Annotated in this window: 13 protein-coding genes and 1 tRNA gene; 6 read left to right on the top strand and 8 right to left on the bottom strand. The window is 67.9% G+C overall.

The features are described 5' to 3' along the window. Positions 1–11: 11 nt before the first annotated feature. Together ABZX67_RS12885 and ABZX67_RS12880 are read right to left on the bottom strand one after the other, a co-directional pair. Entirely contained in the window at positions 12–800 is a 789-nt protein-coding gene (locus tag ABZX67_RS12885) for a helix-turn-helix domain-containing protein (RefSeq protein ID WP_355358232.1), read from the bottom strand. A gap of 82 nt (positions 801–882) precedes the next feature. Continuing rightward, positions 883–966 (bottom strand) — tRNA-Leu (locus ABZX67_RS12880). Positions 967–1060: 94 nt separating this feature from the next. Between ABZX67_RS12880 and ABZX67_RS12875 the strand changes: the two genes are divergently transcribed. After that, a complete protein-coding gene (locus tag ABZX67_RS12875; RefSeq protein WP_355358229.1) occupies positions 1061–1714 on the top strand; it encodes a response regulator in 654 nt (217 codons plus the stop codon). Positions 1715–1765: 51 nt separating this feature from the next. Here the strand turns inward: ABZX67_RS12875 and ABZX67_RS12870 are convergent, their stop codons facing one another. The 6 genes from ABZX67_RS12870 to ABZX67_RS12845 form a co-directional block, all read right to left on the bottom strand. Further along, the gene (locus tag ABZX67_RS12870; RefSeq protein WP_355358226.1) at positions 1766–2494 is read right to left on the bottom strand and encodes an alpha/beta fold hydrolase; all 729 of its coding nucleotides are present in this window, start codon (positions 2492–2494) and stop codon (positions 1766–1768) included. Continuing rightward, positions 2491–3477 carry a DMT family transporter gene (locus ABZX67_RS12865; RefSeq protein WP_355358223.1) on the bottom strand — a complete coding sequence of 329 codons (987 nt, stop codon included), beginning with the start codon at positions 3475–3477 and terminating at the stop codon, positions 2491–2493. Before ABZX67_RS12865 ends, ABZX67_RS12870 begins: the two co-directional genes overlap by 4 nt. Then, positions 3464–4099, bottom strand: a complete 636-nt coding sequence (locus tag ABZX67_RS12860; RefSeq protein ID WP_355358220.1) for an alanyl-tRNA synthetase — start codon at positions 4097–4099, stop codon at positions 3464–3466. Before ABZX67_RS12860 ends, ABZX67_RS12865 begins: the two co-directional genes overlap by 14 nt. A gap of 98 nt (positions 4100–4197) precedes the next feature. Next, on the bottom strand, positions 4198–5154 hold the full coding sequence (locus ABZX67_RS12855; RefSeq protein WP_355358217.1) for a chlorinating enzyme: 957 nt from the start codon (positions 5152–5154) through the stop codon (positions 4198–4200). Positions 5155–5308: 154 nt separating this feature from the next. Next, positions 5309–5563: a phosphopantetheine-binding protein gene (locus ABZX67_RS12850; RefSeq protein ID WP_355358214.1), complete on the bottom strand. Its 255-nt coding sequence runs from the start codon at positions 5561–5563 to the stop codon at positions 5309–5311. 1 nt (position 5564) lies between these two features. Then, on the bottom strand, positions 5565–7157 hold the full coding sequence (locus tag ABZX67_RS12845; RefSeq protein ID WP_355358211.1) for an amino acid adenylation domain-containing protein: 1593 nt from the start codon (positions 7155–7157) through the stop codon (positions 5565–5567). A gap of 348 nt (positions 7158–7505) precedes the next feature. Between ABZX67_RS12845 and ABZX67_RS12840 the strand changes: the two genes are divergently transcribed. The 5 genes from ABZX67_RS12840 to ABZX67_RS12820 all read left to right on the top strand — a co-directional run bounded on the left by ABZX67_RS12840 (position 7506) and on the right by ABZX67_RS12820 (position 13658). Next, positions 7506–8990 carry a cation:proton antiporter gene (locus ABZX67_RS12840; RefSeq protein WP_355358208.1) on the top strand — a complete coding sequence of 495 codons (1485 nt, stop codon included), beginning with the start codon at positions 7506–7508 and terminating at the stop codon, positions 8988–8990. 184 nt (positions 8991–9174) lie between these two features. Continuing rightward, positions 9175–10332: a branched-chain amino acid ABC transporter substrate-binding protein gene (locus ABZX67_RS12835; RefSeq protein ID WP_355358205.1), complete on the top strand. Its 1158-nt coding sequence runs from the start codon at positions 9175–9177 to the stop codon at positions 10330–10332. Positions 10333–10465: 133 nt separating this feature from the next. After that, positions 10466–11389 carry a branched-chain amino acid ABC transporter permease gene (locus ABZX67_RS12830; protein ID WP_355358202.1) on the top strand — a complete coding sequence of 308 codons (924 nt, stop codon included), beginning with the start codon at positions 10466–10468 and terminating at the stop codon, positions 11387–11389. Beyond that, positions 11386–12753, top strand: a complete 1368-nt coding sequence (locus ABZX67_RS12825) for a branched-chain amino acid ABC transporter permease (RefSeq protein WP_355358199.1) — start codon at positions 11386–11388, stop codon at positions 12751–12753. Before ABZX67_RS12830 ends, ABZX67_RS12825 begins: the two co-directional genes overlap by 4 nt. Continuing rightward, on the top strand, positions 12753–13658 hold the full coding sequence (locus ABZX67_RS12820; protein ID WP_355358196.1) for an ABC transporter ATP-binding protein: 906 nt from the start codon (positions 12753–12755) through the stop codon (positions 13656–13658). The genes ABZX67_RS12825 and ABZX67_RS12820 overlap by 1 nt, the downstream gene beginning before the upstream one ends. Positions 13659–13710 lie beyond the last annotated feature (52 nt).

Raw genomic sequence — 13710 nt, 5'->3', positions numbered from 1 at the left:
GGTTGTGAGGCTCAGTACTTCGGCCCGACGTGGGCGTCCATGAGCGCGACGGACGCCCGTCGGGCGACGGAGATGTTGTAGGGGTTGCCACCGCGGGTGCAGTGCGTCCACTCGATACCGAGCGTGTCCAGGGTGTCCGTGAAGAGCCGTCGGATGTCGTCGGAGACGTTGGTGAAGAAGTACCGCGGGTATTCGTAGCGCTTCCGCTCGCCGCCGACGACGCGGGTCGTCCAGTTGGTGATCCGGCATCCGTCGGAATGGATGAGCCCCCGGATGAACTCCCAGGGGTGGGCGTCGACGATGTGCTGTTGCCAGTTCTCGAGGACGATGGGGCGCTCGTGCTTCTTGCCGGGGCCGTGCTGAGGAAAGAGGCACTCCAGATGCTTCGAGTACACCTTTACGTTGCGGCATCCGGTGCGACGCACCCGGCACACTGAGTTGCCGGGGAAGACGGTTCGCATCGCACGCTCGCAGTCGTCCATGAGGCCCGGCCACGTTTCCGTGCAGGTGATCATGAGGTTGGGGACCCGGTGAGTTGAATAGTGGCTGATGTGACCGTCGCCGAGGTACAGCCCCAGGAGGTAGGCGTAGGCGGCACCGTCCAGGTCACGGCCGTCGCACCGCGGACACCCCGGATTGTGCTTGCCCGGGCACTCACCGCGCTTGGCCCGGTCCATGTGGAGCCAGTACGAGACCGTGCCAAGCGGCACATCAAGCTTTCGCGCCACGTCCGCGTTCCGTGCGCCGCCGCGGAGGAGCGTGAGGGCCTTCTGTCGCACTGCTGTGCCGTGGAAATTCATACGGCAACTGTGCGTGAGGTTCCGTGACGCAGAGCAGCAAAAAGCGGATGTTCACGAGAACGTGAGCATCCGCTTCAGGTTGTGCCGGGTATGGGATTCGAACCCACACGTCCTTTCGGACAGAGGTGTTTGAGACCTCCGCGTCAGCCAGTTGCGCCAACCCGGCCACAAGACTGTGGGCAGCATACCGTGTGCGCTTCCGCTCTTCCCAATAGGTAGGCTCATGGGGAGCTGTACCAGCCTTGGAACGAGGAGCCTACGTGACCGCCCCCGAGTCGCCCCAGCCCGTCGCCGACGACGACAAGTCGCACGTCCCGCCGCTGACGACCCGCGTCGTCATCGCCGAGGACGAGGCCCTCATCCGCCTCGACCTGAAAGAGATGCTCGAGGAGGAGGGGTACTCCGTCGTCGGCGAGGCCGGTGACGGTCAGCGCGCCGTCGAGCTGGCGCGGGAGCACCGGCCGGACCTCGTGATCCTGGACGTGAAGATGCCCGTCCTCGACGGGATCTCCGCCGCCGAGAAGATCGCCGAGGAGTCGATCGCCCCGGTGCTGATGCTCACCGCGTTCTCCCAGCGCGACCTGGTCGAGCGGGCCCGGGACGCCGGGGCCATGGCGTACCTGGTGAAGCCGTTCAGCAAGAGCGACGTGGTGCCGGCCATCGAGATGGCGGTGTCGCGGTTCGCGGAGCTGAAGGCGCTGGAGAAGGAGGTCGCCGACCTCTCGCAGCGGCTGGAGACGCGCAAGCTGGTGGACAGGGCGAAGAGCATCCTGCAGACGCAGTACGGGCTGACGGAGCCGGCCGCGTTCCGGTGGATCCAGAAGACGTCGATGGACCGGCGGATGTCGATGCAGCAGGTCGCGGAGGCGGTCATCGAGGACGCCGAGGAGAAGAAGGCCGCGAAGGGGCAGTGACCGCCAGGCCCGGCCGGGGTCTGCCCGGCCGGGGGCTCCCGGCCGGGTGGGTCAGGCGGGTTGGGCGACGGTGGCGGTGAGCCGTCGCGTGATCAGGTCCGCGAGGGCGGGTGCCTGGTCGGTGAGGTAGAAGTGGTCGCCCGGGAAGGGCGCCATGTCCGTCGTGGAGGCGGAACTGCATCGCCACATGGTCAGCTGTCGCTGGCTGAAGGAGTCCTCCGTGCCGTAGCAGACGACGAGGGGGCTCTCGGTGACGTTGTGGCTGAGGTTGCGGACGAACGTGTCGCAGACCCCGAAGTCGGCCCGCAGGATGCGGGCGGTGCGCTGGCGTAGCTGTGCGTGGGCGAGGATCTGGGGGTCCAGGCCGCCGAAGCGGGCACCGGTGCGGAGGATGTCCTCGTCGTCGGCTTGGAGTGGGTCTCCCTCGAAGAGGGGGACGGCGCATTGGGGTCCGGCGTTGGCCGAGGCGAAGAGGATGGTGCACTGGGCGGGGGAGGCGTCCCTCTCCAGTTTCGCGGCGAGGGCGAGCGCGAGGTAGGCGCCCATGCTGTGGCCGAAGAGGGCGAAGTGCCCGGTGACGCCGGCGTCGGGGAGTTGCTCGGCGAGGTCGGTGACGGCTGCTTCGGCGGTGGTGAGGGGGTCTTCGCGCCAGCGGCGGCCGCGGCCGGGGAGCTCCAGGGGGATGGGGGTGATGGTCGGCGGGAGGGCGGCTATGAGGGGGGCGAAGACCTGGGCTGATCCGCCGGAATGGTGCAGCAGGACCAAGGGCGTGGGCTTCATTGGGGTGTCTCCGGTGGCTTCGTCGTGGGGCTGCCGTTTCGGTGGCGTGCGTCGACCCAGCGTCCCGCGATGGCGGACAGCAGGATGAGTCCGCCGCCGAGGATCTGGAGGGGCCCGAGGTGTTCGCCGAGGAGGATGACGGCGAAGACGGCTGCGAAGAAGGGCTCGGTGGAGAGGACCAGTCCTACGCGGGTGGGGCTGGAGGCGCGGGCGGCGTGCAGTTGTACGAGGAAGGCGAACGCTGTTCCGGCGATGCCGAGGTAGGCGATGACGAGCCAGGCGGGTGTGGGGAGTTGGGTGATCTGTGCCCATGACCGGCCGGGCTGGAGGAGGGCCACGAGGAGGCCGCCGGCCGCGACGACCCAGAGTTCGATGGCGGTGACGCGGAGCAGGGAGAGGTCGCGGCCTTGGGTGCGGGCGCTGAAGAGGACGATCTGGCCGGCTCGGATGAGGGCGGCGGCGAGGATGATCAGGTCTCCGCTGCGTATGGACAGGCCCTGGTGGAGGGTGAGGAGGGCGCAGCCGGCGACGGAGAGGAGGGTGAGGGGGTAGATGGTGCGTGCGATGCGGACGCGTAGGAAGAGGCGTTCCGCGAGGGGCACGAGCATCACGGAGAGGGCGATGAGGAAGCCGGCGTTGGAGGCGAGGGTGTAGCGGACGCCGAGGGTTTCCAGGAAGAGGATGGCGAAGAGGAGGAGGCCGAAGAGGCAGCCGAGGAGGAGTTCGTCGCGGGTGACGTGGCGCCAGAGGTGGAGGGAGAGGGCGGTGATGGCGAGGGCGCCGAGGGCGAAGCGGAGGAAGAGGAAGGCCGGTACGGAGATGTACTGGCCGGTCCACTGCATGGCGACGTAGGTGGAGCCCCAGACGATGGCGACGCCGAGGACGCCGAGGTCGGCCATCCAGGCGCGGGTGGGGCGGTCGGCTTTCGGGGGGTGCGGGAGGGGTGCGGTGTCGTGGGGGGCGGCGGCTTTAGAGGTGCTCAACGGCGTATCCCACCTTCAGCACACCGCTCTTGACCTTGATGGAGCGCAGGGAGAAGCCGGTGAGGCGGCCCAGTGAGGTGACGTGGGTGCCTCCGCAGGGGTCTTCTCCGATGCCGTCGATGGTGATGATCCGCTGGTCGCCGCGGTGGTCGGCGTGGACCTTGTGGTCGGCGGCGATGGCTTTGCGGGTCTGTTCCTCGATGGTGGCGGCGAGCTGCTGGAGGTCGGGTTTGCCGTCGCCGGCGTCGAATTCGATGCGGGCCTGGCCGGGGAAGTGGTTGCTGACACGATGGCGGAATCCCGCCTGTCGGATGAAGGAGTCGACGACGTGGCCGCAGGTGTGGAGGGCGGCGTGGCGGAGGCGTAGTTCTTCGTCGATGGTGGCGGTGACTTCGTCTCCGGTGGTGGCGTCGGTCTCGCAGGAGAGGCGGACGGTGTGGCCGGGTGCTTCGGGGTCCTTGAAGGGGCGTGCGGGCGCGGTGCCGACGGTGCCCGTGTCGCTGGGCTGTCCGCCGCCCTGGGGATGGAAGATGTTGTGCTCCAGCGTGATCCAGGGCCCCAGTTCGGTGCGTCCGGTTTCGAGGACGCGGGTGGTGACGCTGAAACGGTAGGTGTCTTCCAAGTACAGGTGATGCTGCCGCAACGGGGGCCTCCGGGCCTGGCTTTGTCATGGTGCCGCTGCCGGCGGGGTCGGGGTGCGGCCCCGCCGGCCTGCGGGGGTCAGAGTGAGCGCGGGACGAACTCGTAGCCGCGCTGACTGCGGGTGGCTATGCGGTTGATGCCGTACTCGTCTTTACCAGAAACGAGTACTGCCCCGTAGTTGTCGAGCGGGATGCCACCGCCGTATTCGGCCACTTCCTCGGTGCCGGGGTAGACCTGCACCTGGGTGGGGACGTAGCGGGCGGCGAAGCCCATGCGGTAGTCCTTCTTGCTGCCGGTGTGGGGGAGGGAGGCGTGCATGAGGGTGGACCAGAAGATGACGCACTCGCCGCGCTTCATGACGAGGGGGAAGGCCTGGGACTCGTCGGGCTTCCAGTTGGGGTCCTTCTGGAGCTGGCGGTAGTCGTAGCCGAAGAAGCCGCGCTTGACGCCGTCCTTTTCGATGCTGTTGACGGCGTTGGGGTTGTAGTCCATGGGCTTGGACTCGTCGTAGTTCATGTGGCGGTGGGTGCCGGGCATGAGCTGGAGGCAGCCGTTCTCCTTGGTGGAGTCGGTGAAGGCGGTCCAGACGGTGATGGTGCCGCCGAAGGCGGGCTGTCCGTCCTGGGAGGGCCAGAGGATCTGGGGCTTCTTGCTGGCGTTGGCGAAGGTGGAGGCCTGGTGCCAGTCGGTGCCTTCGTCGCCGGGGTACTTGGGGAAGAACTCGGTGCGCCAGCACAGGACGTCGGGGCCGAGGATGGAGGCGACGCGGTCGACGATCTCGGCCCTCATGATGTGTTCGGAGAGCAGGTCGACGTCGAGGTGGCGGTCGTAGTTGGAGATGTTGGTGACGCCGCCCAGGGCGTCGTTGGGGTAGATGGCGTGGGAGCGGTCCGGCAGCTGGCGCCGGATGGTGTTCCAGCGCTCTTCCATTTCCTCGGGCTCGTAGATCTTGATGGGGCCGATGTATCCGTCGCGCTCGAACTGCTCGAGCTGCTCGGGGGTGAGGCGGAAGTCGGTCTGTTCCGAGGTGGTCATGCGGGCTCGTCCATTCTCTTGCGACGTCGTGGGACGGTCGTGTGTACGGAGGAGTGGTTCGCTTCTCGGGTTCTGCCGGTCCCGGTGCTGCCGGGGTGTGGGGTTCAGTGGTGTGGGGTTCAGTGATGTGGGCCGGGGTGTGGGCTCGCGGGGCTCAGTTCAGGCGGCCGGCGAGTTCGGTGGCGGCTTCGGCGAGGGTGCCTTCGAAGAGGGTCTGGATGTCGTACTCGGCGCCGAAACGTTCCTTCGCCTGCTGGTTGAGCTGGAGGGCGAGCATGGAGTGACCGCCGAGGTCGAGGAAGTTGTCCTCCGCGCCGACCGCGGGGTCCTCCAGGAGCTCGGAGACCCAGCCGAGGGTCGCCTTCTGGACTTCGGCGGTGCGCGCCGAGGGGCTCAGGGTTTCCGACACTTCATTTCCTTTCTCGGAACGCTCGGAATGCCTGGACCACAGCGGTCCGGTCGACTTTTCCGTTGACGGTTCTGGGCAGTTGGGGGAGAGGGAAGTACCTGCCGGGGTGCATGTACGACGGCAGCCGTTCCTTGACGTGGGCGCGTAGGGCGCGGGCGTCCGGTGTCTCTCCTCCGGGTGGGGTGGCGTAGGCGCACACGAGGCGGCTGTCGCCGGGGGCGAACTCGTGCACGAAGACCACCGCGTCGAGGACGGCGGGATGGTCGCGTACGGCGGTTTCGACGTCGCTCAACTCGACCCGGTGGCCGCGGAGTTTGACCTGGAGGTCGGCGCGGCCGTGGTAGAGGAGGTCGCCGTCGGGGCGGCGCGTGACCAGGTCGCCGGAGCGGTAGTAGCGGCGCGGTGTTCCGTCGGTGGGGTCCGGTGCGGTGGGGAAGCGTTCGGCGTTGAGTTCTTCCCGGTGGAGGTAGCCCTGGGACACCTGGGTTCCCGCCAGCCAGAGTTCTCCCGGCTGGCCGGCGTCCGCTTCGTGGCCGTCGTCGGTGACGATCCGGGCGTGCAGGCCGGGGAGGGGGTGGCCGATGACGGAATCCTCGCCGGCGAGTTCCTGTTCGGTCCAGGTGTGGAAGGTGGCGTGGACGGTGGTCTCGGTGATCCCGTACATGTTGACGAGCCGGGGCCGGGTGGTTCCGTACTGCTTCGCCCAGGGCCGCAGTACCGGCGGGGTGAGTTTCTCTCCGCCGAAGACGATGTAGCGCAGGCTCGTCAGGTCGTGGCCGGAGTGCAGCGCGGCGTCGGCGAAGGCGCCGAAGGCGGTGGGGGTCTGGTTGAGTACGGTGATCCCGTGCTCCTGTACCGCTCTGAGGCATCCGTCGGTCGTGCGGGCGCTCCAGTGCGGGAGGATGACGAGTTCGGCCCCGGTGGAGAGGGGTCCCCAGATTTCCCACACGGAGAAGTCGAATGCCAGGGAGTGGAAGAGCAGCCACTTGTCCTCGGCGGTGAACTCGAAGAGCCGGGAGGTGGATTCGAGGAGTGCGGCGACGCTTTCGTGGCGGACGGGTACGCCTTTGGGGCGGCCGGTGGTCCCGGAGGTGTAGATGACGTACGCGGTGTCGTGCGGCCGGGGGCCGGATTCCGCGGGTAAGGCCCGGGGGGCCGTGCTGTCGCGCAGGGCGGCCACCTCGTCCACCGTGATGACCGGCAGTCCGGGGGCGGAAAGGCCTGCGGTGTCTCCGACGAGGGCGGTGACGGCGCTGTCCTGGAGGATGAAGTCGTTTCGGGTGGGGGGATTGCGGGTGTCCAGCGGTACGTAGGCCGCTCCGCAGTGGAGGATGGCGAGGATGGCGGCGATGGCTTCCATGCTCGGTGGAATCCGAAGGGCCACCCGGTCGCCCCTGCGTATCCCGTGGGTGCGTAATGCGTCGGCGACGGCCAGGGACCAGTTGTTCAGGCGGGCGTAGGAGAGTGTTTCCCCTTCGAGCGTCAGGGCCCGGCGTGTGGGTGCTTTGCCGACGGTCGAGGTGAGGATCGAGGTCAGTGTCCGGTTCTCGTGTGTTTCTCCGAGGCCGGTGGGCGCCATCTCTGTCTTGCGCACAACGCTCCCTGGGGTCGGGGGAGTTGCTCGTGAAGAACGGAGTGCTTGAACGTCGGTCATGCTGCCACAAACAGTCGACGATCAATCAACTAGCGACTCGATGTGGTATTCGTCACAGCGCCGTTCGGGCTGGTCTGTTCATGCTTGACTTTCATTCGGTCATGTGACGCTGGCCTGGTCCCCATTCGGGGGCAGGGACGGTTCCGACGTCTTGTCGGGCCGCGGCCCCCGGTGTTCCCCTCACGAAGATCCGCGCTTCCAGACGGTGTTCCTCGGTTCCATGGTGCGAGCGGCTTGTGCTCTTCCGCCTCCGTAAGCCTCCGTAATCAAGGAGATTCGTTCGTGGTGATGCGTTTTGCTGCCCGGCGCGACCGTCGCGCCCTCTACGTCGCGATAGGTGCCACGATCGTCCTGCCGCTCGCGGTCATCGCCTTAGCCGCCGCCCGGGCCTCCGGTCCGGGTTCAGGAGCGGCGCGGGGCGGGGCCCCGGCCGGCGGGCTGGACGGTGCGGGCCACTTCCTCCTCGCGGCCGCGGTGGTGCTCGTCGCCGCGCACCTCGGTGGCGCCGCCCTCAAGGCCCTGGGGCAACCACGGGTGATCGGCGAGATCTGCGCGGGTCTCCTGATGGGGCCGACCCTGCTGGGCTGGCTCGCCCCCGGGGCCACCGCCTGGCTCTTTCCCGCCCAGGCGCGGGACATGATGAGCGGGCTGGCCCAACTGGGCCTGGTGGTCTTCATGTTCGGGGTGGGCCGGGAGCTCTCCACGATGCGGCTGCGCGGGGCGGCCGCCCGGAGCGTGCTCATCAGTCAGGCGTCACTGTTCGTGCCGTTCGCCGCCGGCGCGGTGATCGCGCTGCCGCTCGTGGACGGCCATCTCGGGCCCGCCGGGCACCCGCTCGCCTTCGTCCTGTTCGTGGGCTGCGCCCTGAGCATCACGGCGTTCCCGGTGCTCGCGCGCATCCTCTCCGACATCGGTGCCACCAAGACGCGGACCGGGCAGCTCGGCCTGTTCTGCGCCGCGGTCGGTGACGCGGGCAGCTGGCTGCTGCTGACCGCGATCCTGGCGCTCTCGCACGGCGCCGGCCTGGGCCCGCTGGCCGTGCAGGCCCTTCTCCTGGCGGTCGTGGTGGCGGTCTGCCTCGGTCCCGTCCGGCTGCTTCTCGCGCGGTGGGCGGAGAAGAGGGACAGGGCGGACGGCGGTGGCGGTGTGGTGGCCATGCTCGTCGCGGGTGTCATGGCGGCGGCGGCGCTGACGGCGGCGCTCGGTGTCCACCAGCTCATCGGGGCCATGCTCGTGGGGTTGATGTGGCCCCGGCACCACCGGGTCGCGGCCGTGGCCGTCGAGGGCATGGCCGGCGTCGCCAAAACGATCCTGCTGCCGTTCTTCTTCTTCGGCTTCGGTCTCACCGTGAACCTGCGGGACCTGAGCTGGGGCGCCGGCACGCTGCTGACGCTCGTCGGCCTGCTGGTGTTCGCCATCGTGTCGAAGGTGGCGGGCGCGGGTGTCTGCGCCCGGTTGACGGGCATGCCGTGGCCCGCCGCCCTGGGGCTGGGTGTTCTGCTCAACGCCCGTGGTCTGACCGAGCTCGTGGTGATCCAGATCGGTCGCGAAGCAGGCCTGATCGATCACCGCATGGCCGGATTGCTCACCCTGGTCGCCCTGGTCACGACCGTGGTCACGAGTCCCGTGCTGCGCTGGATGGGTCCCCGCGCCCTGGGCGAGCAGCCCCAGCCCGACTCCGCGAAGGAAACGGTTCCGGCCGCCGTCGGCGCGGGTGAAGGGCCCGGACGGCTGGATCTTGTGGTTCGCTCTGACTTGTCCGATTCTCGGTAAGGTGCGTACCGCATTCCGCACATGACGCAGGTCACGGGCGGATCACACATCCTCAACCCACCTATACGGGTGGCTCATCACACGATTACATTCCCCGCACACCGCACGGACGTGCGGTGGGGTGTGGAGGGCGCTCCGCCCGCTGCACGCGCTTACAAAAGTCAGGCGCTTCAGGGGGCCTTCTGTGCTGAACAAGAACATCATCAGGTTCGCCATTCCCGTGGCCGTGGGTGCCTTGGCGCTCTCCGGTTGCAGCAGTGATTCCGGAGACGGCGGTGAGGCCCTGAAGATTGCTTTCCAGGGGCCGCTCTCGGGTGACAACACGGCACTCGGCGAGAATGAGGAGAAGGGCATCAAGCTCGCCATCGAGCAGGCGAACGCAAAGGGTGACCTTCCCTTCAAGATCGAGTACATGGCGGTGGATGACCAGGGCCTCCCCGAAAAGGCCACCGCCGCGGCCCAGAAGGCGATCGACGACCCGGACGTCGTCGCGCTGATCGGGCCCGCATTCTCCGGACCGACCAATTCCGCCGCGCCCCTTCTGGGCGATGCCGGACTCGCCTCGCTGTCCGCGTCCGCCACGCGCGGCGACCTGACCGAGCAGGGTTTCAAGACCTTCCTCCAGGGCGTGCCCAACGACAACGCCCAGGGTGCCGGAATGGCCACCTACTACGCGAAGAAGCTGAAGCCGAAGAAGGTCTACCTGATCGACGACAAGTCCGACTACGGAGTCGGGCTCGCGTCGATCGCGGAGAAGGACCTCAAGGCGGCCGGTGTCGAGGTCATCAAGAAGTCCGTCCCCGCCAAGACCCCGGACTACAGCGCCACCGCCAAGGACGTGGTCAACTCCAAGGCAGACGCGCTGATCTACGCGGGCTACTACCAGGACGCCGCGCCGTTCGCCAAGAAGCTCGTCGAGGCCGGCTACAAGGGCGCCGCCATTTCCGGTGACGGCACGAACGACGTGAAGTTCATCGAGCTCGCCGGTGCGGCCGCCAACAACTGGTACCTGACCTGCCCGTGCACCGACGCGAAGGTCGAGGAGAACACCAAGAAGTTCACCGAGGAGTACCGCAAGAAGTTCAACGTCGACCCGGGCACGTACTCGGCCGAGGCCTACGACCTCACCAACATGGTGATCGCGGAGCTGAAGAAGCTGGGCAGCAAGCCGGAGCGGCAGGCGGTGTACGACGCGCTCAAGAAGGCTTCCTACAAGGGCCTCACGAAGGAATTCTCCTTCAATGAGAAGGGTGCGCTGAAGATCCAGGACGTGTTCCTCTACCAGGTGAAGGACGGCAAGATCGCCTACCTGGGCCCGGTCGAGGAGCTGGCCGGAAGCTGATTTCCGGAGGCGGGCCACGACTCCGGCCGGGAGTGTGGCCCGCAGCCGCCCGCAATATTGCGCTGCGCATCGGACCCCTCGTATGCGCACATCGCTTCGCCGGCCGCTCAGCTCCCACAAGGAAGTCAGCAAGATGTCCCTCAGTGAATTCTGGGACTATTTGGTCCTGGGGGCGGTGCTCGGTTCCATTTATGCCGTCATCGCCATCGGTTACACACTGGTCTACGGCGTACTGCAGCTGATCAACTTCGCGCACAGCGAGGTTTTCATGTTCGGTGCGTACGGCGGGCTCATATCCCTCACCCTGGTCGCTCCCGGAGCCAATCCCTCGGGTGTCGCATCGGTCGGATACGTCGCCCTCGGTCTGACCGCGGGCGCCGCTTTCGGAGCCCTTACCGCCTACGGTCTGGAAAAGGTCGCCTATCGGCCACTGCGCCGGCGCGGGGCGCCCCGGCTGATCTTCCTGATCACCGCCATCGGCGCGTCGTTCTTCCTCTACAACCTCGCGGGCAAGCTCTTCGGCCGCGACCCCCTGCCGATGCCGGAGGCGTACAAGAACGAGCAGGTCCTCACGGTCTTCGGCGCCTCCCTGAACGTCACTCAGCTGCTGCTGCTGGGCTCCGCGGTCGTGATGATGATCGCCCTCGACCTGGTGGTGAACCGCACGAAGCTCGGCGCGAGCATCCGGGCCGTCTCCCAGGACGCCGAAGTCGCCGCCCTGATGGGCGTGGACATCGACAAGGTCATCTCCCGCACCTTCGTGATCGGCGGGGTGCTCGGCGGAGCGGCGGGCTACCTCTACGGGACCTTCCTCCAGGTCAAGTTCGACATGGGCTTCATCCCCGGTATCACCGCGTTCGCCGCGGCAGTGGTGGGCGGCATCGGCAACATCCGGGGGGCGATGCTCGGCGGCCTGATGCTCGGCGTCGTCGAGACGCTGACCGTTCCGCTCCTCGGCGGTGAGTGGCGCCATGTCGCCGCGTTCACCGTGCTCATCATCGTGCTGATGTTCCGGCCCACGGGAATTCTCGGCGAGCGTGTGGGGAGGACGGCATGACCACGGACACTTCGGTGAAGAAGCCCATGACGGCCGCGGCGAAGCTGCGCCACGTCGCCTGGTACCAGCAGCCGCGCTGGCAGCGGCTCGGTGCCCTGCTGGCGCTCGGCGTGGTGCTCACCGTGATGGTCGGGGAGCAGGGCAACACCCGGGACATCTTCTACTCCCTCAGGACCAGCTTCACGGGCGTCAACCTCTGGGTGATCCTGGCGCTGGCCGTCGCGATCTGGGGCGTCCGCGAGTTCACCTCCGGCCCGCTGACCAAGCTGACCGAGCGGGCCAGGTCGCTCGCCGCCGGCGGGGCCGGCGGGAAGCTGGAGCAGGCGCGCACGGTGGTGCGCACCCAGCCGAAGGTGCGGTGGGCACTCCTCGCCGCCGTGCTGCTGGTCGTCCTGCTGGTGCCGGGGCAGCTCTCCGGCTACTGGCAGACCGTGCTGGTCGACCAGGTGGCCATCTACGCCCTGCTGGCGATCGGCCTCAACGTGGTGATCGGCTGGGCGGGCCTGCTGGACCTGGGCTTCGTGGCGTTCTTCGCGGTCGGTGCGTACAGCGCCGCCTTCTGGACCGGCGCGCTGCCCGTCGAGCCGCCCGTGGTGCTCAACAACTTCCTGGTCATCCCGGTCGCGGTGGTCACGTGCCTGATCGCGGGCATCCTGCTGGGCGCCCCCACGCTGCGGCTGCGCGGTGACTACCTGGCGATCGTCACCCTGGGCTTCCACGAGATCGTCTACCTGGTGGCCAAGAACGCCGACGGCATCACCAACGGCTCGGCCGGCGCCCGGCAGATCCCGAAGTTCTCCGCGTTCGGCTACGAGTGGTCGCTGGAGCGCATGCCGTACTGGTACCTGCTCGTGACGCTGATCGTGCTCATGGTCGTGATTTTCATCAGGCTGGAGCACTCCCGCGTCGGACGGGCCTGGACCGCCATCCGCGAGGACGAGGTGGCGGCCGCCGCGAACGGCGTGGACACGGTGAAGTTCAAGCTGATGGCGTTCGCCATCGGAGCGTCCACCTCCGGTATCGCCGGCGTGGTCTACGCGAGCAAGGTCGGGTACTTCAACCCCGAGAACTTCGCCATCCTCAACTCCATCCTGGTGCTCGCCTACGTCATCTTCGGCGGCATGGGGTCGCTCCCGGGCGTGCTCATCGGCGCGGCCATCCTGGTGTGGCTGCCCGAGGCGCTGCGCGACTACGTGGAGCCCTCCGACCGGTACATGTACCTCGGCGCGCTGCTCGTGGTGATGATGATCTACCGTCCGCAGGGCGTCTGGCCGTCCCGCCGTCGCCAACGGGAACTGAAAATGGCGGACGAAGGACTCGGAGAGGCCGATGCCATGACCGAGCGGGCGGGAGGCAAGCTGTGATGGCCACCGAAGTGACGAGCGACGAGGCACAGGCCGGGCGGCCGGAGGGCGCGGACGCCGGCACGGTCCTGGAGACCTCCGGTCTGACCCTGCGGTTCGGCGGTCTGACCAGCCTGGACAAGGTGGAGCTGACCATGCGCCGGGGCGAGATCCTGGCGGTGATCGGTCCGAACGGTGCGGGCAAGACCTCGCTGTTCAACTCCCTGACCGGGGCCTACACCCCGCAGGAAGGCAGCATCACCTTCCACGACAAGGACGGCGGGCACCATCAGCTGCTGGGGCGCAAGCCCCATGTGGTCAACCGCCTGGGTCTCGCGCGGACGTTCCAGAACATCCGCCTGTTCTCGGCGCTGACCGCGCTGGAGAACGTGAAGATCGCCGCCGAGACCCGGCTGAAGGCCGGACCGGTCTCGATCATCCTGGGCCTGCCGAACGCACGGCGGGCGGAGCGGCACAGCGACGAGCGGGCCCACCGCCTGCTGAAGTTCGTGGGCCTGGAGGACAAGCTCAACGACATCGCCGGCTCCCTCAGCTACGGCGACCAGCGCAGCCTGGAGATCGCGCGGGCGCTGGCCACGGAACCGCAGGTGCTGCTCCTCGACGAGCCCGCCGCCGGTACCAACCCGACGGAGAAGCTCCAGCTGGAGCAGCTCATCCGGCGGATCAACACGGAACTGGGCGTGAGCGTGCTGCTGATCGAGCACGACATGCGGCTGGTGATGTCGGTGGCGGACCGGGTCATGGTCCTCAACTTCGGCAAGAAGATCGCCGAGGGGACGCCGAGCGAGGTGCAGCGGCACCCCGCCGTCATCGAGGCCTACCTCGGATCGTCGGCCGAGGACGCCGAAACGGTGCAGAACATCATCGCCGAGCGGTCGGCCTCGGACGCGGAGGAGGGGCAGTGAGCGTGACGACGGATCCGGCGAGCCGGGCGGACACCGCGGAGGCGGCCGGCGT

Origin of the sequence: Streptomyces sp. NPDC003036, from assembly GCF_040611175.1 — a bacterium.
Classification (GTDB): Bacteria; Actinomycetota; Actinomycetes; order Streptomycetales; family Streptomycetaceae; genus Streptomyces.
Note: the sequence above shows the minus strand (reverse complement) of the source record. Positions and strands in the feature narration are given on the sequence as shown.